Below are 24,838 nucleotides of genomic sequence, written 5' to 3'. Positions count from 1 at the left end.
GGGAGGACCAGCCATGCGCCGGGTCGTCATCACGGGACTGGGCATCGTCTCACCGCTTGGCAACAATGCCGGTGAAGTCGAAGCCTCCCTCCGGGCCGGGCGCTCGGGCATCGTCTTTGCACCGGAATACGCCGAACGCGGTTTCCGGTGCCACGTCCACGGCGTGCCGCAGATCGTTCTGGAAGACCACATCGACAAGCGGAACCTGCGCTTCATGGGCGCGGGCGCGGCCTATAACTTCCTCGCCATGGAGCAGGCGGTGAAGGATTCCGGCCTGCCGGAAAGCGACGTGTCGAATGAGCGTACCGGCCTCATCATGGGGTCGGGCGGATCGTCCACGTCGAACTTTCTCACCGCCTTCCAGACGGTGATCGAGAAAGGCGGGCCGAAGCGCATGGGGCCGTTCATGGTCACGCGCTGCATGTCCTCCACCAACTCCGCGACGCTGGCCACGCCCTTCAAGATCAAGGGCGTGAACTATTCCATCACCTCCGCCTGCTCGACCTCCGCCCATTGCATCGGCAACGGGGTGGAGCAGATTCAGATGGGTAAACAGGACGTGATCTTCGCCGGCGGCGGCGAAGAGGTGCACTGGACCCTCTCCTGCCTGTTCGACGCGATGGGCGCGATGTCGTCGAAATACAACGACACGCCGGAGAAGGCCTCCCGCCCGTTCGACGCGGCGCGGGATGGCTTCGTCATCGGCGGCGGCGGCGGTGTCGTGGTGCTTGAGGAGCTGGAGCACGCGCTGGCCCGCGGCGCGAAGATCTATGCCGAAGTGACCGGCTACGGCGCGACCTCGGACGGCTACGACATGGTCGCGCCCTCGGGCGAGGGCGGCGAACGGGCGATGCGCATGGCGCTCGCCACCCTGCCCGAAGACCGCAGCATCGACTACATCAACGCGCACGGCACCTCGACCCCGGTGGGCGACGTGACGGAGGTGCAGGCGGTGCGCCGCGTCTTCGGAGAAGGCAAGGTTCCGCCGATCTCCTCCACCAAGTCGCTGGCCGGCCACAGCCAGGGCGCGACGGGCGTGCATGAGGCGATCTATTCGCTGCTCATGCTGAACGGCGGCTTCATCGCCGGCTCCGCCAATGTCGAAAACCTCGACCCCGCCATCCATGCCGATGAGATCGCGACCCAGACCCGCGAAAACGTCGCGCTCGACAGCGTGCTGTCCAACAGCTTCGGCTTCGGCGGCACCAATGCCACGCTCATCATGAGCAAGTACCTGGGGTAGACCATGGCCGGATTGATGACGGGCAAGCGCGGACTGGTGATGGGCGTCGCGAACGATCACTCCATCGCCTGGGGCATTGCGAAGGCGCTTCATGCAGAAGGCGCCGCGCTGGCGTTCTCCTATCAGGGCGAGGCGTTCGGCAAGCGGGTGGAGCCGCTGGCCGCGTCCGTGAACTCCGAATTCCTGATTGACGTGGACGTGCAGGATGATGCCTCGCTCGATGCCTGCTTCACGCGGCTTCGGGCGGAATGGGGACAGATCGACTTTCTCGTCCACGCCATCGCCTATTCGGACAAGAAGGAACTGACCGGCCGGTTCATCAATACCAGCCGCGAGAACTTCAAGACATCGCTCTCCATCTCTTGCTTCAGCTTCATCGATGTGGCCCGCCGCGCGGCGGAACTGATGCCGGAGGGCGGCTCGCTCATTACGCTGACCTATCAGGGATCGACGCGCGTGACGCCCTATTACAACGTGATGGGCGTGGCCAAGGCAGCGCTGGAAAGCTCGGTCCTCTATCTGGCGAACGACCTCGGCCCGCAGGGCATCCGGGTCAACGCGATCTCTCCCGGCCCGATGCGGACGCTGGCCGGCGCGGCGATCGGCGGTGCGCGCAAGACCTATCGCTTCACGGAGGAGAACGCGCCGCTCCGTGCCAATGCCACTCTCGAGTCGATCGGCGGGACAGCGGTCTATCTGCTCTCCGATTACGGCGCCTGCACCTCGGGCGAGATCATTCGCGTCGATGGCGGCTTTCACGTCATAGGAATGCCGCAGCCGGAGAACCTCTGACAGGGGAGCCGTGGCGCGCCGCCTCTTCCGTCCTGCCCGCCGCTGTGCCAGTCTCCTCCCCGCATCATGGGGAGAAGCGGCATGACGACATTCAAGGCCTCGGACGGCGCGGAGATTCACTATACCGATGAGGGCTCCGGGCTCCCGGTCCTTTGCCTGTCGGGCCTGTCGCGCACGGGGCGGGATTTCGACTATCTGGCGCCGCATCTGCCCGATGTCCGCCTGATCCGGCCCGACTACCGGGGGCGCGGGCAATCCGCGTGGACCGGAGAGAAGACCTATACCGTTCCGCGTGAGTCCCGCGATGTCGTGGAACTGCTCGACCATCTGGGCATAGACAAGGCGGCGATCATCGGCACCTCTCGCGGCGGATTGAACGGGTTGTTCCTTGCTGCGACGCAAAAGGCACGGCTCCGCGGCCTGTGTCTCGTCGATGTGGGACCGGAAATCGCGAAACCGGGGCTGGAGGCCATCTTTGCCTATATCGGCCGCAATCCGAAGTGGAAGACCTATGCAGAGGCGGCGGAGGCCATGCCCTCCGTCATGACAGGCTTCGCGAATGTCCCCGCCCATCGCTGGGAAGAGGAAGTCCGCCATCACTACATCGAAACTCCCTCGGGGCTGGAGATCAACTACGACCCGGCGCTTCGCGAGGCGTTCCTTGCTGCCTTCCAGGGCCCGCCTCCTGATCTGTGGCCGCTGTTCGACGCTTTGGCGGACCTGCCCGTCGCGCTGATCCGCGCGGCCAATTCCGATCTGCTCACCCAGTCGATGGCCGAGGACATGCGTGCCCGCCGCCCCGACATCCTGTTCGGCGAGGTTCCCGACCGTGCCCATGTACCATTCCTCGACGAACCCGTCTCCCTTGCCGTGGTTCGATCCTTCCTGAAAGCCTGCCAATGACCTCTCTCTCGCTCATCGAAGCCGCCCGCTCCCGCTTCCCGGCCGAAGTCCGGCGCACGCCTCTCCTCTCCTCCCCCTTCATCGACGAGATTGCCGGGCGGCGGGTTCTTGTGAAGGCGGAATGCCTGCAACACACCGGATCGTTCAAGTTCCGCGGTGCCTGGTCTGCCATCTCCGCCCTGCCTGAGATGCAGCGCGCGAGCGGCGTTCTGGCCTTTTCCTCCGGCAACCATGCCCAGGGGGTTGCGGCGGCGGCGGCGATGCATGGGGTTCCAGCCGTTATCATCATGCCCGCAGACGCTCCCGCCCTTAAGATCGCGAATACCCGCGCCTATGGGGCGGAGGTCGTGCTCTATGATCGTGGCGGCAACCGCAGCCGCGAGGAGATCGGGCTGGAGATCGCGACCGCCCGCAATCTCACCCTCGTGCATCCCTTCGACGATCCGCAGGTGATCGCCGGTCAGGGCACCGTTGGGCTGGAGATCGCGGAACAGGTCGCGGAGCTTGGCCTGACCACCGCGGATGTGATCGTCAACTGCTCCGGCGGCGGGCTGACGAGCGGCATCGCGCTGGCGCTTGAGGCAAAGGCGCCGGGCCTGCGTGTTCGGACGGCCGAGCCGGAGGGTTTTGACGATGCCGCCCGCTCCGTCGCCTCCGGCAATCGGGAGCGGAACCTGAAGCTCACCGGCTCCATCTGCGACGCGATCCTGTCGCCGGAGCTGGGGCAGAACACCTTCCCGGTCATCAAGCGGCTCTGCGGGCCGGGGCTGGTCGTCTCTGATGACGAAGCGCTCTCCGCCATGGCCGAAGCCTTCACGCGGCTGAAGCTCGTTCTGGAGCCGGGTGGTGCGGCGTCGCTGGCGGCGGCTCTCTACCGCGCGGATGAGATCGAGGGCGAGACCGTGATCGTCGTTGCCTCCGGCGGAAATACCGATGCAGCGATGTTCAACCGCGCCCTTGCCAAGGCGGTCTGATGCGCGACGGGCTGATAGAGGCGGGCGGTGCCACGCTCTACTGGCGTGAAGATGGCGCACCGGAGGGCGCGCCGCTTGTCCTTGCCCATGCGCTGGGTCTCGATCATACCCTATGGGACGCGGTGGTGCCGCTCCTGCCGCCCGAGCTGCGGATCATCCGCTATGATCTTCGGGGGCATGGCCGATCATCCGTGCCGCCCGCGCCCTATGGGATGGGCGCGCTCGTCCGCGATGCAGAAGGGCTGATGGACGGGCTTGGCCTGCGCGATGCCATCTTCCTTGGCCTGTCCATCGGAGGAATGGTGGCACAGGGGCTGGCGGTGAAGCGGTTCGATCTGGTGCGCGGGCTGATCCTCTCCAATACCGCTGCCCGGATCGGTGGGCCGAACGTGTGGGAGCGGCGGATGGCGACGGTCCGCCAATCCGGTCTTTCGGCTGTGGCCGATGAGACGATGGCGCGCTGGTTCTCCCGCGCCTTCCGGGACGATGGTCTTGACCTGCCCTGGCGGGCCAAGCTGCTGGCCACGCCGGTGGAGGGCTATCTTGGCTGCTGCGCGGCATTGGCAGGCGCCGATTTCTACACGACGACGGCGTCGCTCACCCTGCCGACGCTTGCCGTGGCAGGGACGGAGGACGGCTCCACCCCGCCAGATCTGGTCCGCGAAACGGCCGATCTGGTCCGTGGCTCGGAGTTCGCCCTGATCAGGGGCGCAGGTCACCTGCCGCCTGTGGATCGCCCCGCCGCATATGCGGCACTGATCGCCACATTCGCCGCCCGCATCGCCCACGCAGGTCCGCGCGAGCCGCAGACCCGGAAGCACAGTCACCACGACCACGACCACGACCACGACCACGACCACGACCACGACCACGACCACGACCACGACCACGACCACGAGGATGCGCACGGCCAGAGCGGTCGGCAAGGCCAGCGGGAGGGATGACGCGGTTCGTGCTGGTCCACGGCGCCTGCCACGGCGCATGGTGCTGGTCGGCTGTGGAAGCGGCGCTCCGTCGACGCGGCCATGAGACGGTGGCCATAGACCTCCCCTGCCGGGGAGAGGACAACACACCCGCGCGGGAGGCGACGCTCGCGGGCTTTGCCGAGCGCGTGGCCAGAGCGATAGATCAGCCCTCGGTCCTGGTCGGGCACTCCTTCGCCGGCTTTCCGATCACCGCGGCGGCGGCGCTTGTGCCGGGCAGGATCGAACAGCTTGTCTATCTTGCGGCCTATGTGCCCGAGCCGGGCAGATCACTGCGGGAGATGCGCAAAGCCTGGCCCGACCAGCCGCTCCGGGGCAGCTATGTCATGACGGACGGTGGCGCCGCCTTTACCTTTCGCGCAGACCTGGCTGAGTTGCTTTTCTATCATGACTGCCCGCCGGAGAGTGCCGCCCGCGCGGCCGCGCTGCTCTGCCCGGAGCCTGTCGCACCGCAGGAGACGCCCGTGCCGGACACGGATGCCGCGGTTGCGCTGCCGCGCCGCTACATCCTCTGCACCGAAGATCGCGCGATACCCCCTGCGTTTCAGGCCACAATGGTGCGCGACTGGCCGGCAGCCGCAGTCCGGCGGCTGGCGACATCCCACTCGCCGTTTCTGTCGGCCCCCGACGAGCTTGCCGAAATGCTCTGCTGCGACAGGTAGAGAAAAGTCGATATAATCCACTGGTTGCAATCCCTTGCCGCATGGGGTTTATCCGATGACATGCGATTTATATCCGTGCTCATCCTCGCCCTCCTGCCTGCGGCAAGCGTCGTGGCGGAACCCCGTTCGCTTGCCTACCTTTCCGCAGAGCGATCGGCGGGAAGCACCTATGGCGGTGTCGGGCTGATGGGCACCTTCAGCGGTCTGGACAGTTCCGGCCCGGTCGGGACGGTCGAGATCGGCCGCCCGGACGACGGCGGCACCCGCTTGGCCCTTGCGGGGGGCTGGCGTTTTGTCGGGCATGGCGCCTATCTCACGGCACTGGCCGGCGTGGAGCAGAAGGATGACGCGAACCCGCTCGGCGCGCTGGATTTCTGGTGGGACAACCAGGACTGGATGACCAGCTTCCGGGGGCAATGGGTTAAGGAAACCGATCGCAACCTTCGCGCCGCAACCGGCTTCAGACTGGGCGACGACGGGCCGTGGTTCGGGCCGGAAGTATCGGACACATGGCAGGGCAGCCGCTTCGGTCTGCATGCGACAGGCATACCTCTGCCGCTCGCGTCCGAAAGCCGCATCTCCGCCGGGCATGGCAAGAAGGGCAACTATGTGGAACTGTCGCTCTGGCGGCGTTTCTAGGGGTTCACGAGCGCGAATGGCGCCACCGGTACCTCCGGGAGTCGCCGTTTCGGAGGGGAGCGGCTCAGCCAGAGGCCGCGAAGCGCGAAGAGCTGACGCCGCTGGCTGGCTTGGCAGGTGGGAGCAGCTCCCACCAAGTTCTCCGTTGCCGATATCCTCATGTGTCAACACGTCTCCCGGCAGTGGCGCGGCTCAGCCAAGAGGGATGACATCCACCGCCTGCTCCGAACTCTGGCTGCCCGCTGTGCGGAGCGCGCCGCGAACGGGTGAGACATCGGCATAGTCGCGCCCCTGCGCGATGACGATATGATCCTCCCCCACCGCCATTGCATTGGTCGGATCGTATTCGCGCCAGCCCATCTCATGCCCGCACCATGCCCGCACCCAGGCATGCATGGCATCTGCCCCCTCAAGCCGGGGAGCGCCGGGGGGCGGTTCGGTGCGCAGGAAACCCGAGACGTAACCCGCCGGAATCCCGAGCCCGCGGAGCGCGCCTATCATCGCATGGGCAAAGTCCTGACACACGCCACGGCGGGCGGCGAATGCCTCCAGCACAGGGGTGTCCACTTCCGTCGCGTCGGGATCATAGATCATGTCACGATGAACCGCTTGCCCGAGCGCCACGACCGTTTCCCAGACCGTCGGATCGGGCAGCGCCAACCCGTGTCCATAGCCGATAAGCGCGGCGGCGCGCGGCACACGGGCCGAAGGGCCAAGAAAATGATGCGGCGACTCCGGCCCCAGATCGCGATGCTCCATCACCTCTCGCGCGATGTCGGCAAGTCGCGGCGAAACATCGAACAGCGCGCCCTGCGGCAGCCGCTCCACCCGCGCCTCAAGGCGGAAGCATGTCTCCTCCACCAGCCCGTCGAAGGCGAGTTCGATCACCCTGTTGCCGAAGAAATCCGTCCGCTCGTGCCATTCCGCCGGTGAAGGATCGACCGTCACACGGCTTTCCTCCACGCGCTGCTCCCCGGCGAGCTGAAGCGGAACGATCCGCAGCAGGTGCCGCCCGGCCTCCGCCCCGCCCTCATAGATATAATCGAGGCTCATCTTCAGCTCATAACGCATGGGCCCTCCTGCTCAGATCAGCCACTTCCGCCCGATGAGAACGGAGATCTCGCCCAGACCCTCCGCCACGGCATCGAGCGCGGGGCTGGTCAGTTCTTCCGGTGTCGCGGTGGCGACGCGGGTGCGCAGGCGCAGAACCGCGCGCTCCACCTCTCCCATCGGCGCATTGCCCTGCCCCCGCCACAGCATACCCATACGCTCCTGGATCAGATCGAGCTGATAAAGCACCGCGCGTGGGTTCAGACGGTCCAGCGCCAACAGGTCGATGACGGTTGCGCGGTTGGCCTCTGCGGCGAAGCGGCTACGGTGGGTCATCACGCTGTCCCCGACCTCCACCGCGACATCGAGCGCGCCATCGGGCGCCGCCTCATCGGCCAGAACGGCGAGCAGCCGCGCGGTTCCCAGTGCCCGCTCAAGCGCCCGCCCGGTGGAGAGAAAGCGCCAGCCCATTGTATGATACATGTTCTCATGCACCAGGCCGGAGAAGCCGGTGATCTTGCGAAGCAGGACACTCATTCCCCGCGCACCGTCATCGCCGGGTTTCAGCACACCTGCCAGCCGCCCCGCGGTGCTGTCGAGATCGGTAAGCGCCATCCAGCCATCAACGGAAAACCGATCGCGGACATGGCTCGCCGCTGTCAGCGCGCCGCGGAGCATGTCGCGCAGTCCAGCGGGGACACCGCCCCCCGGCTCTGCACCGCGATCCTCAAGGCAGTCGCCGATCAGCAACTGGAGCGGCGCGTCCTGCTCTCCTGTCTCGGCCACGCGGGCGTGCCAGGCGCGCAGCAGCCGGACCGTCGTTTCCGCGCGCTCGACATATCGGCCCAGCCAGTAGAGGTTGTCTGCGGCACGCGCGGGCAAAAGCGGCGCCTGTCGCCGGAACTCAGCCACGCTCGGCCGCTGGATCATGGTGTCGGTCTCGACCGGCGCATCGGCCACGACCCAGACATCCGCCACGGAAGCACCCTGACGGAGCGCGACGGCCGTCGGATCCTCCGACGTGCCGATCCGGGTAAAGCCGCCCGGCATGACCGTCCAGCCCTCCGCCGTCCGCGCCAGATAGACGCGGAGGCTGTAAGGACGCGGCACCAGCCGCCCCTCCACCAGCGCGGGCATGGTGGAAAGGTGTACGGCTTCCTGCCCCACCAGATCGCCGCCTCCTGCCATGATCCACTCGTCGAGGGAGGGGGCGGGCGGCTCACCCCGGAACCGGCCGGCGACGGCGGCCTCTGGCTCGAGATCGAAGAACAGCCTGTTGGAAAGCGCGGGAGAGATCGTCATCTCGCCTGCGTGCCGCCGGACGTGATCCCGCTCCGCCGCTTGCCCGCACCACCAGGTGGCGATGTTCGGCAGCAGGAGCGGCGCACCGGTCATCGCCTCCGAGATGCGCGGAAGAAAGGCGAGCAGCGCCCGCATCTCCACAACACCGGAGCCGAGGGCGTTCACCATCGCGAGGTTGCCCGCACGAATCGCCCCGAGCAGGCCCGGTGTGCCCAGACGCGACGCCTCGTTCAGCTCCATCGGGTCCGTCCAGGCGGCGTCCATGCGCCGCCACAGAACGCTGATCGGCCGCAGCCCCGCGACGGTGCGGATCAGGAGCGCGCCGTTCCGCACCGTCAGGTCGTCCCCCTCCAGCAGGCTGAAACCGAGGTAGCGGGCGATAAAGGCATGTTCGAAATAGGTCTCGCTCATCGGGCCGGGGGTCAGGATGCCGATGCGTTCGTCCTCCCCGCCCCTCAGGTCCATCAGACGGTCGCGGAAGGCCCGAAAGAAGCCGGCGAGGCGGTGGACATTCTGCTCCGCGATCGCATCCGGGAACGCGCGTCCCGTAGCGATCCGGTTCTCCAGCGCGAAGCCCGCGCCGGAGGGCGCCTGCGCCCGGTCGCTCAGCACCCACCAATCGCCGTCCGGGCCGCGTCCGAGGTCGAAGGCAAGGAAATGCAGGAAATCTCCCGATTTCGGCGTGACACCGACCAACGGGCGGAGCCACTCCGGGTTGGCCGCCACCAGTTCCGCCGGCAGATAACCCTCTCGCACGAGGCGGTTGGGACCGTAGAGATCGGCCACCAGCGCCTCCAGCAGGTTCGCCCGCTGGATCAGGCCTGCCGAGAGGGTGCGCCATTCGCTCTCGGGCAGGAGCAGCGGCACAGGGCTGAGCGGCCAGTCGCGGTCGGCTGCATCGGCCGTGCCGTACTGACGATGGAACACGCCCGCATCGCGGAGATACTGATCCGCCCGGGCCGCGCGGGACCGGATCTCCTCCTCCGTCATGAGGGAGAGACGCTCCATGAAGGCGCGCCAGACCGGGCGCACCCGTCCGCTTCTATCGAGCAACTCGTCGGGAACGCCGCTCTTCGGATGATAGTCGGCGAGAAGCCTGCCTAGTGCATCGTTCGTGGCTGGGGCGCTGAGACTTCCCATCTCAAAGCCCCGGCGCTCTCCGCAGGTCGAGCGTCATCGGATATTCCCGGTTGGGCGCTTCGGCAGGCGGCATGTAAAGGCCGGGGGTATGGCCCCTTGGCTCGAACCGTGCGAGACGACGGGCCTCGGCCTCGTTGCCGTTGACCGGGAAGGTGTCATAGTTCCGTCCGCCCGGATGAGCCACGTGATAAGTACATCCCCCCAGCGCCCGCCCCGTCCATGTGTCAAAGATGTCGAGCGTCAGCGGCGCATTGACCGGAAGCACCGGATGCAGCGCCGCCGCGGGTTGCCACGCCTTGAACCGGACACCGCCGACGGCGACGCCGCTGGTCCCCACAGGCGTCAGGGGCACCCGGCGCTTGTTGCAGGCCACCACGTAACGCCCCGGATCGGCGGTCGTCAGCTTCACCTGCATCCGCTCCACGGAACTGTCGGTATAGCGGACCGTGCCGCCTATGGCGCCGGTTTCACCCAGAACGTGCCAAGGCTCCAGTGCCTGTCGCAGCTCGAGGTGGACGCCCTCGTATTCCACCTCCCCCGCGAAGGGGAAACGGAACTCCTGCTGTGCCTCGAACCATTCCGACCGCATCGGGAAACCATGGCGGTCGAGGTCGCGGAGCACGTCGAGAAAATCCTCCCAGACGAAATGCGGCAGCATGAAGCGGTCGTGGAGCGTGGTCCCCCAGCGCACCAGTTCGCCCGTCACCGGCGCGTGCCACAACCGGGCGATGAGCCCGCGGATGAGCAGCTGCTGGGCCAGCGACATGCGCGGATCGGGCGGCATCTCGAACCCACGAAACTCCACCAGTCCGAGGCGGCCCGTCGGCCCGTCGGGGGAATAGAGCTTGTCGATGCAGATCTCCGCCCGGTGGGTATTCCCCGTGACATCGACCAGAAGGTTGCGCAGCAGCCTGTCCACCAGCCAGGGCATCGGCGCCTCCCCCTGCCCCGGAGGCGGCATCTGGGCCAGCGCGATCTCCAGCTCATAGAGCGCGTCGTGCCGCGCCTCGTCGATCCGCGGGGCCTGAGAGGTCGGCCCGATGAACAACCCCGAGAACAGATAGGAGATGGAGGGGTGCCGCTGCCAATGCAGGATGATTGAGCGGAGCACATCGGGGCGGCGCAGGAACGGGCTGTCAAGCGTCGTCGCGCCGCCCACCACCACATGATTGCCCCCGCCGGTGCCGGTATGCTTGCCGTCGATCATGAACTTGTCGGCGCCCAGACGCGTCTGCCGCGCCTCTTCATACACGCCTTCGGTAATGGCGACGCAGTCCTCCCAGCTTGCGGCAGGATGGATGTTCACCTCGATCACGCCGGGATCCGGCGCGACGCGGATCACGTTCAGGCGGCTGTCCTGCGGGGGCGTGTAGCCCTCAATGTGGATAGGCAGGCCCATGCGGGCCGCGGTCGCCTCTGCCGCCGCCAGCAGGTCGAGGTAATCCTCCACCCGCTCCGTCGGCGGCATGAACACGCAAAGCCGCCCGTCCCGCGGCTCCACCGACAGCGCCGTTCGCACGACACCTCCCACCTCCCCCGCGGGGGCGGGCGCAACGATGTTTTCCCGTGGCGTGCCCGTGAAGCGCATCACCGGCTGCTGGCGCCGCGCACGGTCTACCGCATCGGCCACGGGGAGCGGATCGCGCGGGATCGTCGGATCGGCGGGGTTCACATAGGGGAATTGAGAAGGCGAGACATAGGGCAGCGAGCCGAGTGGCAGGCGGTATCCCACAGCGCTGTCCCCCGGAACGAGGAACAGGCTACCCCGGCGTGTCCGCCACTTCTCCGAGAACCAGCGCCGCCCGGCCCGTGCCTGCCAGCTCTGCACCGGCAGCACATAGCCAGAGGGTGTCGTCAGCCCCCGGTCAAAGACCCTGGCGATGCGGTGTCGCTCCTCCGGGTCCTTGATCTTGGAGTTCTGCGGGGTGACGTTCTCCGGCAGGCGGGCCTCTCGCACCATCCATTCGGCGGGGTCTTCGTAGGCGGGCATCACATTGTCCGGCGGCACGCCAAGCTCGGTCGCCATCACCTTCAGAAACTCTTGCGCCTGCTCCGGCGTGGCCCCGGTCTGTTCCCCCTCGGCCGCGATCAGCGTGGCATCGCCCCAAAGCGGCCTGCCATCCTTCCGCCAGTAGAGCGAGAAGGTCCACCGCGGCAGCGTCTCGCCGGGATACCACTTGCCCTGACCGTAGTGCAGAAATCCGTTCGGCGCGAAGCGGTCGCGCAGGCGGCGGATCAGCCTGTCGGCCAGCACCCGCTTCGTCGGCCCGACGGCGGCGGTATTCCATTCCGCGCTCTCGAAATCGTCGATGGAGACGAAGGTCGGCTCACCTCCCATCGTCAACCGCACATCCCCTGCGGCAAGCGAGGCATCCACCTTGCGGCCCAGGTCGTTCAGCGCGCTCCACGCCTCTTCCGAGAAGGGTTTGGTGATACGGGGATGCTCCGCCACCCGGGTCACGCGCATGTCGAAGTTGAAATCCACCTCCGCGTAGGAGGCGAGGCCGGAGATCGGCGCGGCATTGCGGAAATGCGGTGTGGCGGCGAGCGGGATATGGCTCTCTCCCGTCAACAGGCCGGAGGTCGGGTCCAGCCCGACCCAGCCTGCACCCGGCAGATAGACCTCGCACCACGCATGCAGATCGGTGAAATCGACCTCCGTACCGGACGGACCGTCCAGCGCCTTCAGGTCCGGCTTCAGCTGGATCAGATAGCCGGAGACGAACCGCGCCGCGAAGCCCAGGTTCCGCAGTGCCTGCACCAGCAGCCACGACGAGTCACGGCACGATCCGAGACCACTTGCAAAGGTCTCTTCCGGTGTCTGCACGCCCGGCTCCATGCGGATGACATAGCCTATCTCGCGTGCGACGCGGGCGTTCAGACCCACGATGAAATCCACGGTCCGTTGCCGTTCCCGTGGCACGCTCGAAAGAAAGTCGGCAAGCAACGGCCCGACCGGTTCCGGCGCGCGATAGATCGACAGATCGGCCTGAACATCCTCAGGGTAGTCGTAGGGCCAGAACTCCGCGCTTTCCTCCACAAAGAAGTCGAACGGGTTATAGACGGTCATGTCCGCGACCAGATCGACTTCGATCTTCAACTCGGTCACCGGCTCGGGAAAGACATACCGCGCCAGCCAGTTGCCGTAGGGATCCTGCTGGTAGTTCACGAAATGCCGGTCGGGCGACACTCTCAGAGCGTGGGATATCACCCGCGTACGGCTGTGCGGGGCGGGGCGCAGGCGGATCACCTGCGGCCCGAGAATAACCGGCCTGTCGTAGCGGTAGTGGGTGAGGTGATAGATCGCCGCCTTGATTGCCATGGTCTTGCCCCCGTCTCGCGGCTTCGCCGTCATGTCGAGGAAACCGTTTCACACTTTTCCGGGGCGTTCCAGCCTGTTGCAGCTGCCCCCGCCCTGCTGCCCGCGGAACGGGCAGCGGCAGCGGCAACCGCCACTCCCTTGGGCGAAGAGATCGCGGCCGCCCCGTCCAGGCAGGGGATGAAGCCGCCGTTGGCCACGCGATGACGCGCGTCGCCGCACATGACGACCTGGCGGGTTTTTCAGGAGAGCGGGTGTGGGAGCAGCGCGACCCATCAGTACTTCCGCCGCGAAGCATGGAGCGGAAGAATGTCTTATACGAAACGCGATCCACCCCGGCGCAGGCTCGCGGGCGGGGGGAGGGCACAAGGACGCGATTGGCGCAACGCCTCGCCGAAAGCCTAAGGGCCAGGATCTGCTGAAACAAGCGGCGGGAGCTGCTGCTCTGCTCCAAGGCTGCGTCGAGCCGTTCAAGATCATCCGGACGCTTCTGGGGACCGGTAGAACTGCCGTACCCGCCCGCCTTCTCCTGCATCCATGGAGAGGAAGAGGTTGCCTGAGACAGGCTCTCTGAGAACCACGCGGCACTCCTCTGAGAAAAACGCAGCACAAGCCGGAGCGTGACAGCTCCTCACACCTCTACCAATGATGGAGAGCTGCTTGGCGGTGACGAAAACGCCTGAACACGAAGGACGCGCGCTGGTGACAAACCCATGAGGCGCGCAGGATTATGTTCCGCATGCGATGAATTTTTGCAGAACAACAGCACTGCGAAAATAACCTTGGATCGAGCAAGAAATTCTCGAAGTGAAAACCGACTCAAGCAATGCGCTGCGGGGAGCGGGGGAAGGTACATCGTCCCCGCTCCCGGACAAGCCCTCAGGCAGTCGCCAGCATTCCCCGTTCACGAGCCAGTTCGGTCATCCGCTTCTGGAGTTTCTCGAAAGCGCGAACCTCGATCTGCCGGATACGCTCCCGGCTCACGTCGTACTGGCCGGAGAGATCCTCCAGCGTCACAGGTGCCTCGGACAGACGGCGCTGAACGAGAATGTCTTTCTCCCGGTCGTTCAGTACGCCCATTGCCTCCTCCAGCAGCTCGCGCCGCGCTTCCAGTTCGTCACGTTCGGCAAAGTCGGAAGCCTGATCGGCATCCTCATCCTCCAGCCAGTCCTGCCACTGGGTCGCGCTGTCGCCCTCGGCGCCGATCATGGCGTTGAGCGAGGCGTCGCTGCCGGAAAGACGACGGTTCATCGCGATGACCTCGTCCTCCGTGACGTTGAGGTCGTGGGCGATCTGCTTGACGTTCTCCGGCCGCAGGTCACCCTCCTCCAGCGCGCCGATGCGGGCCTTGGCCTTGCGCAGATTGAAGAACAGCTTCTTCTGTGCGGAAGTCGTCCCAAGCTTCACAAGGCTCCAGGACCGCAGGATGTATTCCTGAATGCTCGCCCGGATCCACCACATCGCATAGGTGGCAAGGCGGAATCCCTTCTCCGGCTCGAAGCGTTTGACGGCCTGCATGAGCCCGACATTCGCTTCCGAGATCACTTCCGCCTGCGGCAGGCCGTAGCCACGATACCCCATGGCGATCTTCGCCGCGAGGCGCAGGTGGGATGTAACCAGCTTATGAGCGGCACCAGCGTCCTGATGATCCACCCACCGCTTGGCGAGCATATATTCTTCGTTGGGATCCAGCATGGGAAACTTGCGGATCTCCTGAAGGTAGCGGTTCAGACCCTGTTCCGGGCTGGGGGCCGGAAGATTGGTATAGGTTGCCATCGCATCTCCCTTCTTGCCCCTGTCGGGCGAGTTCCTCAGGGGGCAGCAAGATATGGTTGCCCGGCCCATAACGTTCAAGACCCGGCTTCACTGACCCTATTAACTCATGAAGGGTGGCGTTTCGTTCCAAAAGCAGCGATGTTTCTTGAGTCTCACGCCGATGTGCGCAGCGTCACAGCACCGGCCCGAGAGTCGCCATGGCGCTGTTGAGCAGGCGGCGCGGCAGCGACCACGCCCGAACTTCCTCCAGCGTGATGCGGTTGCAGTCCGCAAGCCATTCCTCCTGTCGCGCCCGCAAGGCCCGGTTCAGGTCCGGCGAGAAGAGCAGGACATTGTTCTCATAGTTGAGGTCGAGGCTGCGGCGATCCATGTTCGCCGACCCTACCAGTACGGCGTCATCGTCGATGGACATGGTCTTGGCGTGCAGGAGCCCGCCGCGGTATTCGTAAATCTCTACTTCCGCTTCCAGCAACGCCTCATAGTAGCTCTGGCTGGCCCAGGCGACGAAGCGGCTGTCGTTGTTCGCGGGGAACAGAATGCGGACCCGCACCCCCCGCATGGCCGCTGAGCAAAGTTCGTCCTGCAGCGGCTCGTTGGGGACATAGTACGGGGTGGTGACCGTCAGGTTGCGCTGCGCGGCGCCGATGGCAAGCTGAAAGCTGTCGGAAACCGCGTGCGGGTTGATGCGTGGCCCGGTGCCATAGGCAATAGCCACTTCGTCCCCTTGCGGCGACGGCAATGGCGCGGACAGCAGCGGCGTCAGGTCCTCTCCCTTGTGCGCCAGCCAGTCCGCCGCAAAGATCATCTGCATCTGCCGTGCCACCGGACCCGCGCCACGGAAGAACACGTCCACCCAGGGCGCGTAGCGCGGCTTCACCCGGAAGGCCGCATCGGCACAGTTCTGGCTGCCGAACCAGCACAGGTCACCGTCGATCACGGCCACCTTGCGGTGATCGCGCACATCGATGCGGGAAATGAACATGCGCAGGAGCGGGTGTGATGTGGGAAATGCGACACCCATGCTCGCCCCGGCCTCCCCCATTCCGCTCCAGACATCGGAGGACAGCATGGCGCGGGAGCCGAAAGCGTCCACCATGACGCGGCAGGTCACGCCGCGGCGCGCCGCGCGCTCCACGGCCTCCGCAACCCGCAGCCCGCTGTTGTCGGTCAGCCAGATGTAGAACATCAGGTGCACATGGTCCGTCGCCCCATCGATATCGGAGACGAGACGCGTGATTGCATCGTCACTGTCATGCGCCATCTCGACATGGTTGCCCCCGACTGCGGGAAAGCCGTTTACCCCGCTCACCCGCTGAAAGCTGGAGACAAGCCGTTCGGGCACCTTGGCCGGAGGATCCGGAGGCGGCACCTTGGGCAGAATGCGGATGGCGCGCTCCATACGGGTCAGCGTTTCCCGCCGGATCGTCACCTCTCCGAAAAAGAAGTAGAGCACCATACCCAGCAGAGGCACGGTACCGACGACCATGATCCAGGCGAGCCGGGCAGCCGGTTGCCTGTCCTTGCGGATCAGGACGCGGGCAATGACCGCCCCTTGAGCGAGAACAAGCAAGATGAGGGTGAGATAGCTCTGCATGGCACTCCGCACGGTTCATCGAATATATGGCGCCGCTTGCGCGGGTGACCAACTGTCGGTGGCGAAGGCTGCCTTGCTCACGATATGAGCTTGCGGATCGGGGCGGCGGTGCAGGACAAGTGTCTCTCCGGCAGCCCTGCTCTATTCAGAATTCTCCCCATGCGGCGCTCTGCAGGCGCGGGGAGCCGCTGGAGCAACAGACACGTCACTCGCCACGCAGAAGGCCGACCAAAATCGCCATGTCCTCAGGCAGCGGCGATTCGAAGGCGAGATCCTCACCGGTTGCCGGATGTGTGAATCCCAGCGTCGCCGCATGGAGCGCCTGCCGCGGGAAGGCGTCGACTGCCGCTGCGATCTCAGGGCCCAGTGCGCGGGCAGAAGCCTTGCGACGCCCGCCATAGACCGGGTCCCCGACCAGCCCGTGCCCTGCATGGGCCAGATGAACGCGGATCTGGTGGGTCCGTCCGGTTTCCAGCCAGCAGTCCATCAGCGCGATGACGGGCGGCTGGCCAAAGCGCTCCTCTACACGCGCGCGGGTCACCGCGTGGCGGCCCCCGGTGAAGGTGACCGCCTGACGCTGACGGTCGGTGCGGTGGCGGTCGATACCGGTCACGATGCGCAGAATGCCCCCCGGCTCAAATCCCACGCCCCGGACACCCCGGAGCCGGGGATCGGCGGCGTCGGGAACACCATGAACCAGCGCGCGGTAATGCCGGTGGACGGTATGGGCCTCGAACTGCCGGGCAAGGCCGTGATGGGCACGGTCGGTCTTGGCGACGACGAGCAGGCCGGAGGTTTCCTTGTCGATCCGGTGAACGATGCCCGGCCGCCGCGCCCCCCCGATGCCGGAGAGGCTGTCGCCGCAATGGTGGAGCAGCGCGTTCACCAGCGTCCCCGAAGTGGAGCCGGGTGCGGGGTGGACGACCATGCCCGCGGGCTTGTCCACCACGATCAGGTCATCGTCCTCCCAGATCACCACAAGGGGGATCGCCTCCGGCAGCGTTTCCAGCTCCTCGGGCGGGTCGAGCAGGATGGTGATCTCATCACCCGCCGCCACACGGGCAGAGATATCGGTCAGCGCCTCCTCCCCGCGCCGCACGGCGCCGGCGGCAATGAGCCGCGCAAGGCGGGAGCGTGAGAGCGCCTCCCCCTCTGGCACGTCGCGAGCGAGCGCCTTATCAAGACGCGCGGGCGGAGCCTCTCCGATCAGAACGGAGAGAACCCTGCCCGATGGCGCTGAACTGGAGGCCGACATGGATGATGCTCCCCCCCCGGAGGCGCTGCCCCCGAGCCTGCGTTTTCTGAAACTGCTGGTCACCGTGCTGACGGCAACGCTGATTATCGGCGTGATAACGATCGTGGCGCTGCTTGTCACCCGCCTGCCGCACCGCGCGGCACCGCCACCTCTGCCGGCGACGGTCACGCTCCCGGACGGAACGACCCCAATCGCCTTTACGCAAGGGCCGGACTGGTATGCGGTCGTGACGGCGGAGAACGAGATTCTGATCTTCGACCTTGCGACAGGTGCCCTGCGGCAACGGGTAGAGATCAGGCACTAGCCTCGGGACCAGCCCTGCACACGAGCCCCTGCACAAGCGACAGTGAAGATCCGCCGCCGCGCCATCTTTGGCGTTGAGTTTCCCGGCGGAGACTGCTCCCTTGGCAAAAAAGACAAGCGGGGATGGCGGCCATGCGACGCGGACTTCTGGCACTTCTGGCAGCAACCCTCGCGGGAGGCATCGCCAGTGCGGGAACCACCTTCACCATAACGACGGGGGAGGAAGGCGGCAGCTACTACCCCATCGGACAGACCATCGCCACCGCCGTCTCCGGCCCGAACGCGGAGGCCGACTGTCCTGACCCGTTGGATTGCGGCGTCCCGGGCGTAAGCGTTGAGGCAACGACCTCCACCGGATCGGTCGCGAATATAGAGGCCCTGGCGAGCGGAAAGGCGGATTCCGGCATCGTCCAGTCCGACGTGGCAACCTGGGCGGAAACCGGCACCGGTCTGTGGGACGGGCGGGAGGCAGTCGGTAATCTTCGTGCCATCGCCACGCTGCACAGCGAAAGCATCCATCTCGTCACCCGTGCCGATAGCGGCATCCGTTCTCCAGCGGATCTGAAGGGCCGGCGGGTTTCACCGGGCGAATCCGGCTCCGGAACGGCCTTCGATGCGCAACTTGTGCTTTCCGCATGGGATGTACCTCGGGAGGCCGTCACGCTCCTGCCCATGGCCGCGCGCGAGGCCGCTGCGCAAGTGGCGGCGGGGGATCTGGATGCCTTTTTCTTCGTCGGCGGGTTCCCTGCGCCCTTCATCGCGACGCTGGCGGAGAAGACGCATCTGGCGCTCGTTCCTCTGGAGGGGTTTCCGGCCGAGGCGTTGGCCGTCGATCTCGGCTTTCTGGGAGAGGGAGTGATTCCCGGCGGGACCTATGAAGGTATCGAGGAGGATATCCCTACTCTCGCTCTCGGCGCGGTCTGGGTCACCACCGCAGATGAGCCGGAGGAAATGGTCTATGCCCTGACCCGCGCGCTCTGGAACGACAAGACGAGGGCGGCCTTGGACAACGGGCCATCACAGGGTGTCGACATCTCCATCGAAACCGCGCTCGACATGCTTCAGATCCCGCTCCACCCGGGAGCGGAGCGGTACTATCGCGAAGCGGGCCTGCTGGAATAGCAGGCGGTCCGCTGCTCCCGGTCGCGAGTTTCGCGGCTCAATGAGAAGAGGGCCGGGCAAAAAGATATGCGCCGGCCATCGGCAACCCTGCCACGGCGGAGCTCAGTAAAGCCGCCCGCCGAGCGGCACGTCCTGATCGGGGGCGATCAGCACCACACCGCCCGCACCATCAGGCACGCCCAGCACCAGAACCTCCGACATCACCTTGCCGATCTGGCGCGGCGGAAAGTTGACCACGGCCATCACCCTGCGGCCCACCAGCGAGTCCGGCGTATAATGGTCGGTGATCTGCGCGGAGGAGCGTTTCTCGCCGATCTCCGGCCCAAGATCGACCCAGAGCTTGATGGCAGGCTTGCGCGCTTCCGGGTAGGGCTCGGCCCGGACGATCCGGCCGACGCGGATATCCACCTTCGCGAAATCCTCCCAGCCGATCTCCGCTGCACGACCGCCGCTCATCGAGCCAGCTCGCGGGAGCGGTCGGCGGCGGCCTTTACCGCACGGCGAAGAAGCGGCGGGAACCCGGTTTCCTCATCCATGAGCACCTGAAGCGCGGCAGCGGTGGTGCCGTTCGGACTGGTGACATTGATGCGAAGCTGGGTCGGTGTTTCACCGCTTTCCATAGCCAGCGCGCCTGCGCCCGCAACGGTCGCCGTGGCGAGCTGCATGGCAAGCTCGGAGGGTAGCCCCTCCGCCTCTCCCGCCGCCGCCAGGGCCTCGATCAGGTGGAACACATAGGCCGGGCCGGAACCGGAGACGGCGGTGACCGCATCCATCTGGCTCTCCTCCTGCAGCCGCACGGTTTCGCCAACGGCGGAGAGCAGGCTCTCGGCCAGCGCGAGGTGAGCCTCTGTCGCCGCCCCGTTGCCGATCAAGGCGGTGATCCCGCGTCCGATGGCAGCCGGCGTATTCGGCATCGCGCGGATGATCGGCGTCGCCCCGCCCAGCACGTTTTCATAATGACTGATGGGCGTGCCCGCAGCGACGGAGACGAACAAGGTCTCGCCTTCCCCGAGCGGCTTCAGAACCGGGAGCGCCTCGGCCATCATCTGCGGCTTCACGGCGATGAGCACGATGGCCGGCGCGGGGGGCAGATCGCTGCCAAGATGGACGCCGGTCTTCTTCAGCCAGTCGGAGGGGCGCGGGTCTATGACCGTCACCCCTGCTGGCGCCAGCCCACGAGTCAGCCAGCCTTCCAGCATCGCCGACCCCATCTTTCCGCATCCGAGCAGCACGAGGCCGCGCGCCGAAAGCTCATCCATCTTCATTCCGCCGTCTCCATCCGTCAGACGGCGCAGAGACTAGGCGCGACCGTAAGCCTCGGCAATGGCGACCTGAAGGGCTTCCTTCGCGCTGCGGTCTCCCCAGCCGACAAGCTGGAACGCCGGGTAGTAGCGCTCTGCCGCCAGCACGGCCGTGGCGATCATCCTGTCGATCTGCTCCGGCCCCGCCACCTGCCCGCCGGTCAGCACGAGCCCGTAGCGCCAGACCATCAGCCGTTGCTCCGCCCAATAGGCGAAGGCGCCCGTCCAGCACTGATCGTTCACAAGGTTCAGCAGGTCATGCAGATCCGCAGAGCGGCCTTCCGGCGGGTCCATCTCGAAGGTGCAGAGCAGGCGCAGCACCTCATCCTGCGGCGACCAGGCGAGGGTGATGGAATAGCTCCGCCACTGCCCCTCCACCGTCATGGCGATCTGATCCTCCGCCACACGCTCAAAGTCCCAGTCGCGGTATTCGGCCAGCGTTTCCACGATGTCGATCGGGTGGATTTCCGTGCTGTCGATGAAGTCCTCGGATAGCGACATGGCCCGACCTCTTTGAATTGGCGTTGGGGGAAAGACCCCACAAGACGCTGGGTGTCCGACAAGAAGGAGCGGGAGGAGCCAACTCTTTCTACCAGATATGGTGCGGTTAATGACCCATTCTGTAAAGCGATATTTCGGTGACAGTCGTGGATGAACCGCAAAATCCTGTGGGTAAGGCTATGGATAGGCAGAGGTGGAGGAAGGGAGGAAAAATACCCCCCGACAGGCGCCGGACTCTGCTCAATTAAAGGGAATCGCTCATTGGGCCATGACGCGGTCATGGAGCCGCATCCGAAACATCCCGGCCCTTGTCGGGCGGCCAGAAAGCCGGGCATCGGTCCGGGGCTAAGCCCAAGGCCGGCAAACCGCTCCGGGTACGCACCGAGACTTGCGGTTTCCCGAACGCGCCTCGACAATGTGTAGAAGATCTCCGCCGCCGGATGTGCCTGAAATGCTTTTCAGAACTCCCGCCCGGAACGGCTTCCATCCTGCGAGCGCGATCTTGCACGAGCGCCGTTGCTGACGCTTTGCCGGAAGGGAACGCCTAACAACGTGGCGGCGACCCGATCATCCAACGTCGCGATGCAGGAAGGCATGTGTCCTTGAAACGGCGAACGGGGTCGCAGAGTGACCAGCCGACAGCCACCGTTAATGCCAATCACAGTACCGGAGATCGGCAGGGCCTTCGCCAGCCATGACTTTCGCAAGGAGGGGGACCGAACCGCCGCCTCATGCACGCAGGATCACGCACCGCGGGTGCGTAATATCCGCCTCCGCAACGGCGGCGCTCAGGCGTCTGGCGCGTCGGCGTTCGGAGGGAGTTCAGGCTCCGCGCGTTGGGCCGCCTCCGCGAAGCGGGCCTCCAGAGCGTCGAGCCGCGCCTTGAGCGCGGCGTTTTCCTCGCGCGCCTTTTGTGCCATGGCGCGAACGGCGTCGAATTCTTCCCGCGTCACGAGATCACGATCGGCAAGGAAGCGGTCGACCCAGCCCTTCATGGCTGTCTCAGCCTCCGACCGCGCACCCTGCGCCACGCCCATGGCGTTGGTCATGAGCTGCGACAGATCGTCGAAAATGCGGTTACGGGTCTGCATCAGGGCCTCCTTGACAGGTTTCTCTTATATGGACGCGTGCGCCCCATGCACAAGCCGGACGCCGAAGATAGCCCCGCCCCCGCGCCGATCCTGCGGCGCAGCCACGCATATCGCGCGCGTCACCTTGACTTGCCGTGGACAAGCGGGAAGGAAGGCCCTCATGCAGGCCGTGCTCCCCTTCCCCGACATTTCGCCGGAGATCTTCTCCGTTACCATTGGTGGTTTTAACTTGGCGCTCCGTTGGTACGCCCTTGCCTATATCGCAGGGCTGCTGATCGGATGGCGGATGATCGTCGCGTTGATCCGCAGGCCCGACCTCTGGCCCCACGACACCGCACCGATGACGGCGGAGCAGGTGGAACGGCTGCTCACATGGATCATCTTCGGCGTCCTGCTTGGCGGACGGCTTGGCTTCGTGCTGTTCTACCAGCCGGGCTATTATCTTGCGCATCCGGCGGAGATCCTGCGCGTATGGGAGGGGGGTATGTCCTTCCACGGCGGGCTGATCGGCGTGACGCTGGCCGCGCTGCTGTTCGCGCTGAAGGAAAAGGTGCCGCCGCTGTCGCTCGGCGATGCGCTGGCCGTTGCGACGCCACCGGGGCTGATGCTCGGGCGGATCGCCAACTTCATCAATGCCGAGCTTTGGGGCCGCCCCTCTGAACTGCCCTGGGCGGTGATCTTTCCCGGCGCTGCAGCGCAGGATTGCCCCGGGTGGAGCCTGCCCTGCGCCCGTCACCCCTCGCAGCTCTACGAAGCGCTGATGGAGGGCGCGATCCTGGGGGCGCTGCTTCTGTGGCTCGCCTGGCGCAAGGGCTGGCTCAGGACGCCGGGAGCGCTGATGGGCGTCTTTGCCGTGGGCTACGGACTCGCGCGGTTCATCGTGGAATTCGTCCGCGTGGCGGATCATCAGTTCATCGGACCCGGCAACCCATTGGGTCATGCGGTCCAGTTCGGCGGTGGCTGGGGGCTTTCCATGGGGCAGCTTCTGTCGCTGCCGATGATCGCGGTGGGCCTGCTGCTCATCCTGCGAGCGCGGGCAAGGTGACGCCGCTCGGCCGGAAGATCGCGCTCAGGATCGCCCGGACAGGGCCGATCACGCTTGCCGATTACATGGCCGAATGCCTGCTCGACCCGCACCATGGCTATTATACCACCCGCGACCCTCTCGGGCGGGGCGGTGACTTCGTGACCGCACCCGAGATCAGCCAGATGTTCGGCGAATTGCTGGGTCTGTGGCTGGCTCAGTGCTGGCTGGATCAGGGCGCGCCCGCTCCCTTCGCGCTGGCGGAGCTGGGGCCGGGACGCGGGACACTGATGGCCGACGTCCTTCGCGCGACCCGGGGTGTGCCGGGGCTGCACCAGGCGATGCGTATCTGTCTGATGGAGGCATCCCCCACACTCCGCACGGCTCAGGGCGCGGCCCTGGCCGGCTATGAGCCGCAGTGGTACGACAGTGTCGCAACGCTCCCGGAGCTGCCGCTTTTCCTGCTGGCCAACGAGTTTCTGGATGCTCTCCCCATCCGGCAGTTCCACCGCCATGCCACGGGATGGCAGGAGGTGATGGTGACGGAAGAGGGCGGCAAGCTCGCCTTTGCTCTCTCCCCACCCGTGCCCGTCTCGCTGCTGGCTGACCGGATCACGGACACGCGGCCCGGCGATATCGTCGAACTCTGTCCGGGCCTGCGCACCGTGGTGGGGGAGGTCGGCGCGCGGCTCGCCCGCCACGGCGGCACTGCCCTTTTCGTGGACTATGGCGGCTGGCATTCGCGGGGGGACACGCTTCAGGCCGTGCGCAACCACCGCTTCACCAACCCGCTCTCGGAACCCGGTCTGGCAGACCTGACGGCGCATGTGGATTTCGAGGCTGTGGCCCGTGCCGCGCCACCTGCGCGTGCAACCGGGATGGTCGAGCAAGGCGTCTTCCTGGAGCGGCTCGGCCTCCGTGCGCGCGCCCGGCAACTCGCGCAGCGGATGAGCGGAGATACCCTCCTCAGCCATGAGGCGGCAACGGAGCGCTTGACCGCGGCCAATGCGATGGGAACTGTGTTCAAAGCTCTCGCCCTTTATCCCCAGTCCGCCCCCCTGCCCCCCGGATTTACCGCATGACGCTCGACCCGATCACCTCTCCTGCCCTCGCCCCGCTGAAACACGGGTTCTTCACCCGGAAGGGAGGTGCGTCATCCGGCATATTCCACGGGCTGAACTGCGGCCCCGGCTCCAGCGATATGGCGGAAGTTGTCGCAATCAACCGGGCGCGCGCCGCCAAGGCACTGGAACTGCCGGTGCAGTCGCTGGTGACGCTCGCCCAGGTGCATTCTCCCGATGTCGTCGTCCTGGAGGCACCGCCGGAGACGCCGCTCCGCGCCGATGGCATGGTAACCCGAACGCCGGGCCTCGCTCTCGGCATCCTTACCGCAGATTGTGAGCCGGTGCTGTTCGCGGATCAGAAGGCTGGCGTGATCGGCGCGGCCCATGCGGGTTGGCGCGGCGCGCTTGAGGGTGTGCTGGAAACCGTGCTCGACCGGATGGAGACGCTGGGCGCCCGGCGCGCGGATACGGTCGCCGTCATCGGCCCCACGATCAGCCAGCGCGCCTACGAAGTAGGGCCGGAGTTCTTCTACACTTTCACGGATGAGGATCGCACCTATTCCCGGTTCTTTGCTCAGGGAAAGGGAGACAGGATGATGTTCGATCTTCCCGCCTTCGGCCTTCATCGTCTCCGCGAAGCGGGAATCGGGGCGGCGGAATGGACAGGGCATTGCACCTATTCGGACCCGGAGCGGTTCTTCTCCTACCGCCGTACCGTCCATGCGGGAGAGGCAGACTATGGCCGCCTTCTCTCCGCCATCCGGTTGTAGGGCTTCTTCCACCCAAGCCGGTTCGCGTCG

The 24,838-nt window shown here is 66.0% G+C and carries 21 protein-coding genes and 1 pseudogene; 12 read left to right on the top strand and 10 right to left on the bottom strand.

What is annotated here, in order from left to right:
• Positions 1 to 13 precede the first annotated feature (13 nt).
• The 7 genes and pseudogenes from fabB (at position 14) to CN97_RS15705 (ending at position 6,196) form a co-directional block, all read left to right on the top strand.
• The gene (gene fabB / locus CN97_RS15735; RefSeq protein WP_035713357.1) at positions 14 to 1,243 is read left to right on the top strand and encodes a beta-ketoacyl-ACP synthase I; all 1,230 of its coding nucleotides are present in this window, start codon (positions 14 to 16) and stop codon (positions 1,241 to 1,243) included.
• Between the two features lie 3 nt (positions 1,244 to 1,246).
• The gene (locus tag CN97_RS15730; RefSeq protein ID WP_035713353.1) at positions 1,247 to 2,035 is read left to right on the top strand and encodes an enoyl-ACP reductase FabI; all 789 of its coding nucleotides are present in this window, start codon (positions 1,247 to 1,249) and stop codon (positions 2,033 to 2,035) included.
• Between the two features lie 81 nt (positions 2,036 to 2,116).
• Positions 2,117 to 2,938, top strand: coding sequence for an alpha/beta fold hydrolase (locus tag CN97_RS15725; protein WP_035713350.1), 822 nt, complete (start codon positions 2,117 to 2,119; stop codon positions 2,936 to 2,938).
• Positions 2,935 to 3,912, top strand: a complete 978-nt coding sequence (locus tag CN97_RS15720; protein ID WP_035713347.1) for a threonine ammonia-lyase — start codon at positions 2,935 to 2,937, stop codon at positions 3,910 to 3,912. The genes CN97_RS15725 and CN97_RS15720 overlap by 4 nt, the downstream gene beginning before the upstream one ends.
• Positions 3,912 to 4,700 (top strand): annotated as a pseudogene (gene pcaD, locus CN97_RS15715) (3-oxoadipate enol-lactonase); the annotation flags it as partial. The gene CN97_RS15720 and the pseudogene pcaD, both read left to right, overlap by 1 nt.
• 152 nt (positions 4,701 to 4,852) lie before the next feature.
• On the top strand, positions 4,853 to 5,557 hold the full coding sequence (locus tag CN97_RS15710; RefSeq protein WP_035713344.1) for an alpha/beta fold hydrolase: 705 nt from the start codon (positions 4,853 to 4,855) through the stop codon (positions 5,555 to 5,557).
• A gap of 60 nt (positions 5,558 to 5,617) precedes the next feature.
• Complete coding sequence (locus tag CN97_RS15705) at positions 5,618 to 6,196, top strand: hypothetical protein (protein WP_035713341.1); 579 nt, start codon at positions 5,618 to 5,620, stop codon at positions 6,194 to 6,196.
• Between the two features lie 192 nt (positions 6,197 to 6,388).
• Here CN97_RS15705 and CN97_RS15700 read toward each other — a convergent pair whose 3' ends face one another.
• The 6 genes from CN97_RS15700 to CN97_RS15675 form a co-directional block, all read right to left on the bottom strand.
• Complete coding sequence (locus tag CN97_RS15700; protein WP_035713338.1) at positions 6,389 to 7,267, bottom strand: transglutaminase family protein; 879 nt, start codon at positions 7,265 to 7,267, stop codon at positions 6,389 to 6,391.
• A 12-nt stretch (positions 7,268 to 7,279) separates the two neighbouring features.
• Positions 7,280 to 9,688 (bottom strand): circularly permuted type 2 ATP-grasp protein, encoded by a 2,409-nt coding sequence (locus CN97_RS15695; RefSeq protein WP_035713336.1) that lies wholly within the window; start codon positions 9,686 to 9,688, stop codon positions 7,280 to 7,282.
• 1 nt (position 9,689) lies between these two features.
• Complete coding sequence (locus CN97_RS15690) at positions 9,690 to 13,010, bottom strand: transglutaminase family protein (RefSeq protein ID WP_035713443.1); 3,321 nt, start codon at positions 13,008 to 13,010, stop codon at positions 9,690 to 9,692.
• A gap of 876 nt (positions 13,011 to 13,886) precedes the next feature.
• Positions 13,887 to 14,783, bottom strand: a complete 897-nt coding sequence (gene rpoH / locus CN97_RS15685) for an RNA polymerase sigma factor RpoH (protein WP_035713334.1) — start codon at positions 14,781 to 14,783, stop codon at positions 13,887 to 13,889.
• 172 nt (positions 14,784 to 14,955) lie between these two features.
• Complete coding sequence (locus CN97_RS15680; protein ID WP_035713332.1) at positions 14,956 to 16,377, bottom strand: phospholipase D-like domain-containing protein; 1,422 nt, start codon at positions 16,375 to 16,377, stop codon at positions 14,956 to 14,958.
• Between the two features lie 205 nt (positions 16,378 to 16,582).
• Entirely contained in the window at positions 16,583 to 17,632 is a 1,050-nt protein-coding gene (locus CN97_RS15675; RefSeq protein WP_035713330.1) for an RluA family pseudouridine synthase, read from the bottom strand.
• Here CN97_RS15675 and CN97_RS15670 point away from each other — a divergent pair.
• Positions 17,631 to 17,936 carry a DUF6476 family protein gene (locus tag CN97_RS15670; RefSeq protein ID WP_035713327.1) on the top strand — a complete coding sequence of 102 codons (306 nt, stop codon included), beginning with the start codon at positions 17,631 to 17,633 and terminating at the stop codon, positions 17,934 to 17,936. The two genes, CN97_RS15675 and CN97_RS15670, sit on opposite strands and share 2 nt — an antisense overlap.
• 131 nt (positions 17,937 to 18,067) lie before the next feature.
• A complete protein-coding gene (locus tag CN97_RS15665) occupies positions 18,068 to 19,057 on the top strand; it encodes a TAXI family TRAP transporter solute-binding subunit (protein WP_248700104.1) in 990 nt (329 codons plus the stop codon).
• 102 nt (positions 19,058 to 19,159) lie between these two features.
• Here the strand turns inward: CN97_RS15665 and CN97_RS15660 are convergent, their stop codons facing one another.
• The 4 genes from CN97_RS15660 to CN97_RS15645 form a co-directional block, all read right to left on the bottom strand.
• On the bottom strand, positions 19,160 to 19,513 hold the full coding sequence (locus CN97_RS15660; RefSeq protein WP_035713322.1) for a tRNA-binding protein: 354 nt from the start codon (positions 19,511 to 19,513) through the stop codon (positions 19,160 to 19,162).
• Positions 19,510 to 20,322 (bottom strand): pyrroline-5-carboxylate reductase, encoded by an 813-nt coding sequence (gene proC / locus CN97_RS15655; RefSeq protein ID WP_035713320.1) that lies wholly within the window; start codon positions 20,320 to 20,322, stop codon positions 19,510 to 19,512. Before proC ends, CN97_RS15660 begins: the two co-directional genes overlap by 4 nt.
• Positions 20,323 to 20,355: 33 nt before the next feature.
• Positions 20,356 to 20,859 carry a type III secretion system chaperone family protein gene (locus tag CN97_RS15650; protein ID WP_035713317.1) on the bottom strand — a complete coding sequence of 168 codons (504 nt, stop codon included), beginning with the start codon at positions 20,857 to 20,859 and terminating at the stop codon, positions 20,356 to 20,358.
• A 788-nt stretch (positions 20,860 to 21,647) separates the two neighbouring features.
• Positions 21,648 to 21,950: an accessory factor UbiK family protein gene (locus CN97_RS15645; RefSeq protein ID WP_051911310.1), complete on the bottom strand. Its 303-nt coding sequence runs from the start codon at positions 21,948 to 21,950 to the stop codon at positions 21,648 to 21,650.
• A gap of 160 nt (positions 21,951 to 22,110) precedes the next feature.
• On the opposite strand from CN97_RS15645, the gene lgt reads away from it, so the two are divergent.
• Genes lgt through pgeF form a run of 3 tightly spaced genes read left to right on the top strand, consistent with a single transcriptional unit; the run spans position 22,111 to position 24,808 of the window.
• Positions 22,111 to 22,995, top strand: a complete 885-nt coding sequence (gene lgt, locus CN97_RS15640) for a prolipoprotein diacylglyceryl transferase (RefSeq protein WP_035713315.1) — start codon at positions 22,111 to 22,113, stop codon at positions 22,993 to 22,995.
• A complete protein-coding gene (locus CN97_RS15635; RefSeq protein WP_035713312.1) occupies positions 22,992 to 24,056 on the top strand; it encodes a class I SAM-dependent methyltransferase in 1,065 nt (354 codons plus the stop codon). Before lgt ends, CN97_RS15635 begins: the two co-directional genes overlap by 4 nt.
• Complete coding sequence (pgeF, locus tag CN97_RS15630) at positions 24,053 to 24,808, top strand: peptidoglycan editing factor PgeF (RefSeq protein WP_035713310.1); 756 nt, start codon at positions 24,053 to 24,055, stop codon at positions 24,806 to 24,808. The genes CN97_RS15635 and pgeF overlap by 4 nt, the downstream gene beginning before the upstream one ends.
• Positions 24,809 to 24,838 lie beyond the last annotated feature (30 nt).

It is taken from the genome of Haematobacter massiliensis (assembly GCF_000740795.1).
Classification (GTDB): Bacteria; Pseudomonadota; Alphaproteobacteria; order Rhodobacterales; family Rhodobacteraceae; genus Haematobacter; species Haematobacter massiliensis.
Note: the sequence above shows the minus strand (reverse complement) of the source record. Positions and strands in the feature narration are given on the sequence as shown.

Excerpts from the sequence above, each read along its gene's own strand:
- fabB (WP_035713357.1), top strand. The coding sequence starts at position 14 with ATGCGCCGGGTCGTCATCACGGGACTGGGCATCGTCTCACCGCTTGGC.
- CN97_RS15730 (WP_035713353.1), top strand. The coding sequence starts at position 1,247 with ATGGCCGGATTGATGACGGGCAAGCGCGGACTGGTGATGGGCGTCGCG.
- CN97_RS15725 (WP_035713350.1), top strand. The coding sequence starts at position 2,117 with ATGACGACATTCAAGGCCTCGGACGGCGCGGAGATTCACTATACCGAT.
- CN97_RS15720 (WP_035713347.1), top strand. The coding sequence starts at position 2,935 with ATGACCTCTCTCTCGCTCATCGAAGCCGCCCGCTCCCGCTTCCCGGCC.
- CN97_RS15710 (WP_035713344.1), top strand. The coding sequence starts at position 4,853 with ATGACGCGGTTCGTGCTGGTCCACGGCGCCTGCCACGGCGCATGGTGC.
- CN97_RS15705 (WP_035713341.1), top strand. The coding sequence starts at position 5,618 with ATGCGATTTATATCCGTGCTCATCCTCGCCCTCCTGCCTGCGGCAAGC.
- CN97_RS15700 (WP_035713338.1), bottom strand. The coding sequence starts at position 7,267 with ATGCGTTATGAGCTGAAGATGAGCCTCGATTATATCTATGAGGGCGGG.
- CN97_RS15695 (WP_035713336.1), bottom strand. The coding sequence starts at position 9,688 with ATGGGAAGTCTCAGCGCCCCAGCCACGAACGATGCACTAGGCAGGCTT.
- CN97_RS15690 (WP_035713443.1), bottom strand. The coding sequence starts at position 13,010 with ATGGCAATCAAGGCGGCGATCTATCACCTCACCCACTACCGCTACGAC.
- rpoH (WP_035713334.1), bottom strand. The coding sequence starts at position 14,783 with ATGGCAACCTATACCAATCTTCCGGCCCCCAGCCCGGAACAGGGTCTG.
- CN97_RS15680 (WP_035713332.1), bottom strand. The coding sequence starts at position 16,377 with ATGCAGAGCTATCTCACCCTCATCTTGCTTGTTCTCGCTCAAGGGGCG.
- CN97_RS15670 (WP_035713327.1), top strand. The coding sequence starts at position 17,631 with ATGGATGATGCTCCCCCCCCGGAGGCGCTGCCCCCGAGCCTGCGTTTT.
- CN97_RS15675 (WP_035713330.1), bottom strand. The coding sequence starts at position 17,632 with ATGTCGGCCTCCAGTTCAGCGCCATCGGGCAGGGTTCTCTCCGTTCTG.
- CN97_RS15665 (WP_248700104.1), top strand. The coding sequence starts at position 18,068 with ATGCGACGCGGACTTCTGGCACTTCTGGCAGCAACCCTCGCGGGAGGC.
- CN97_RS15660 (WP_035713322.1), bottom strand. The coding sequence starts at position 19,513 with ATGAGCGGCGGTCGTGCAGCGGAGATCGGCTGGGAGGATTTCGCGAAG.
- proC (WP_035713320.1), bottom strand. The coding sequence starts at position 20,322 with ATGAAGATGGATGAGCTTTCGGCGCGCGGCCTCGTGCTGCTCGGATGC.
- CN97_RS15650 (WP_035713317.1), bottom strand. The coding sequence starts at position 20,859 with ATGTCGCTATCCGAGGACTTCATCGACAGCACGGAAATCCACCCGATC.
- CN97_RS15645 (WP_051911310.1), bottom strand. The coding sequence starts at position 21,950 with ATGCAGACCCGTAACCGCATTTTCGACGATCTGTCGCAGCTCATGACC.
- lgt (WP_035713315.1), top strand. The coding sequence starts at position 22,111 with ATGCAGGCCGTGCTCCCCTTCCCCGACATTTCGCCGGAGATCTTCTCC.
- pgeF (WP_035713310.1), top strand. The coding sequence starts at position 24,053 with ATGACGCTCGACCCGATCACCTCTCCTGCCCTCGCCCCGCTGAAACAC.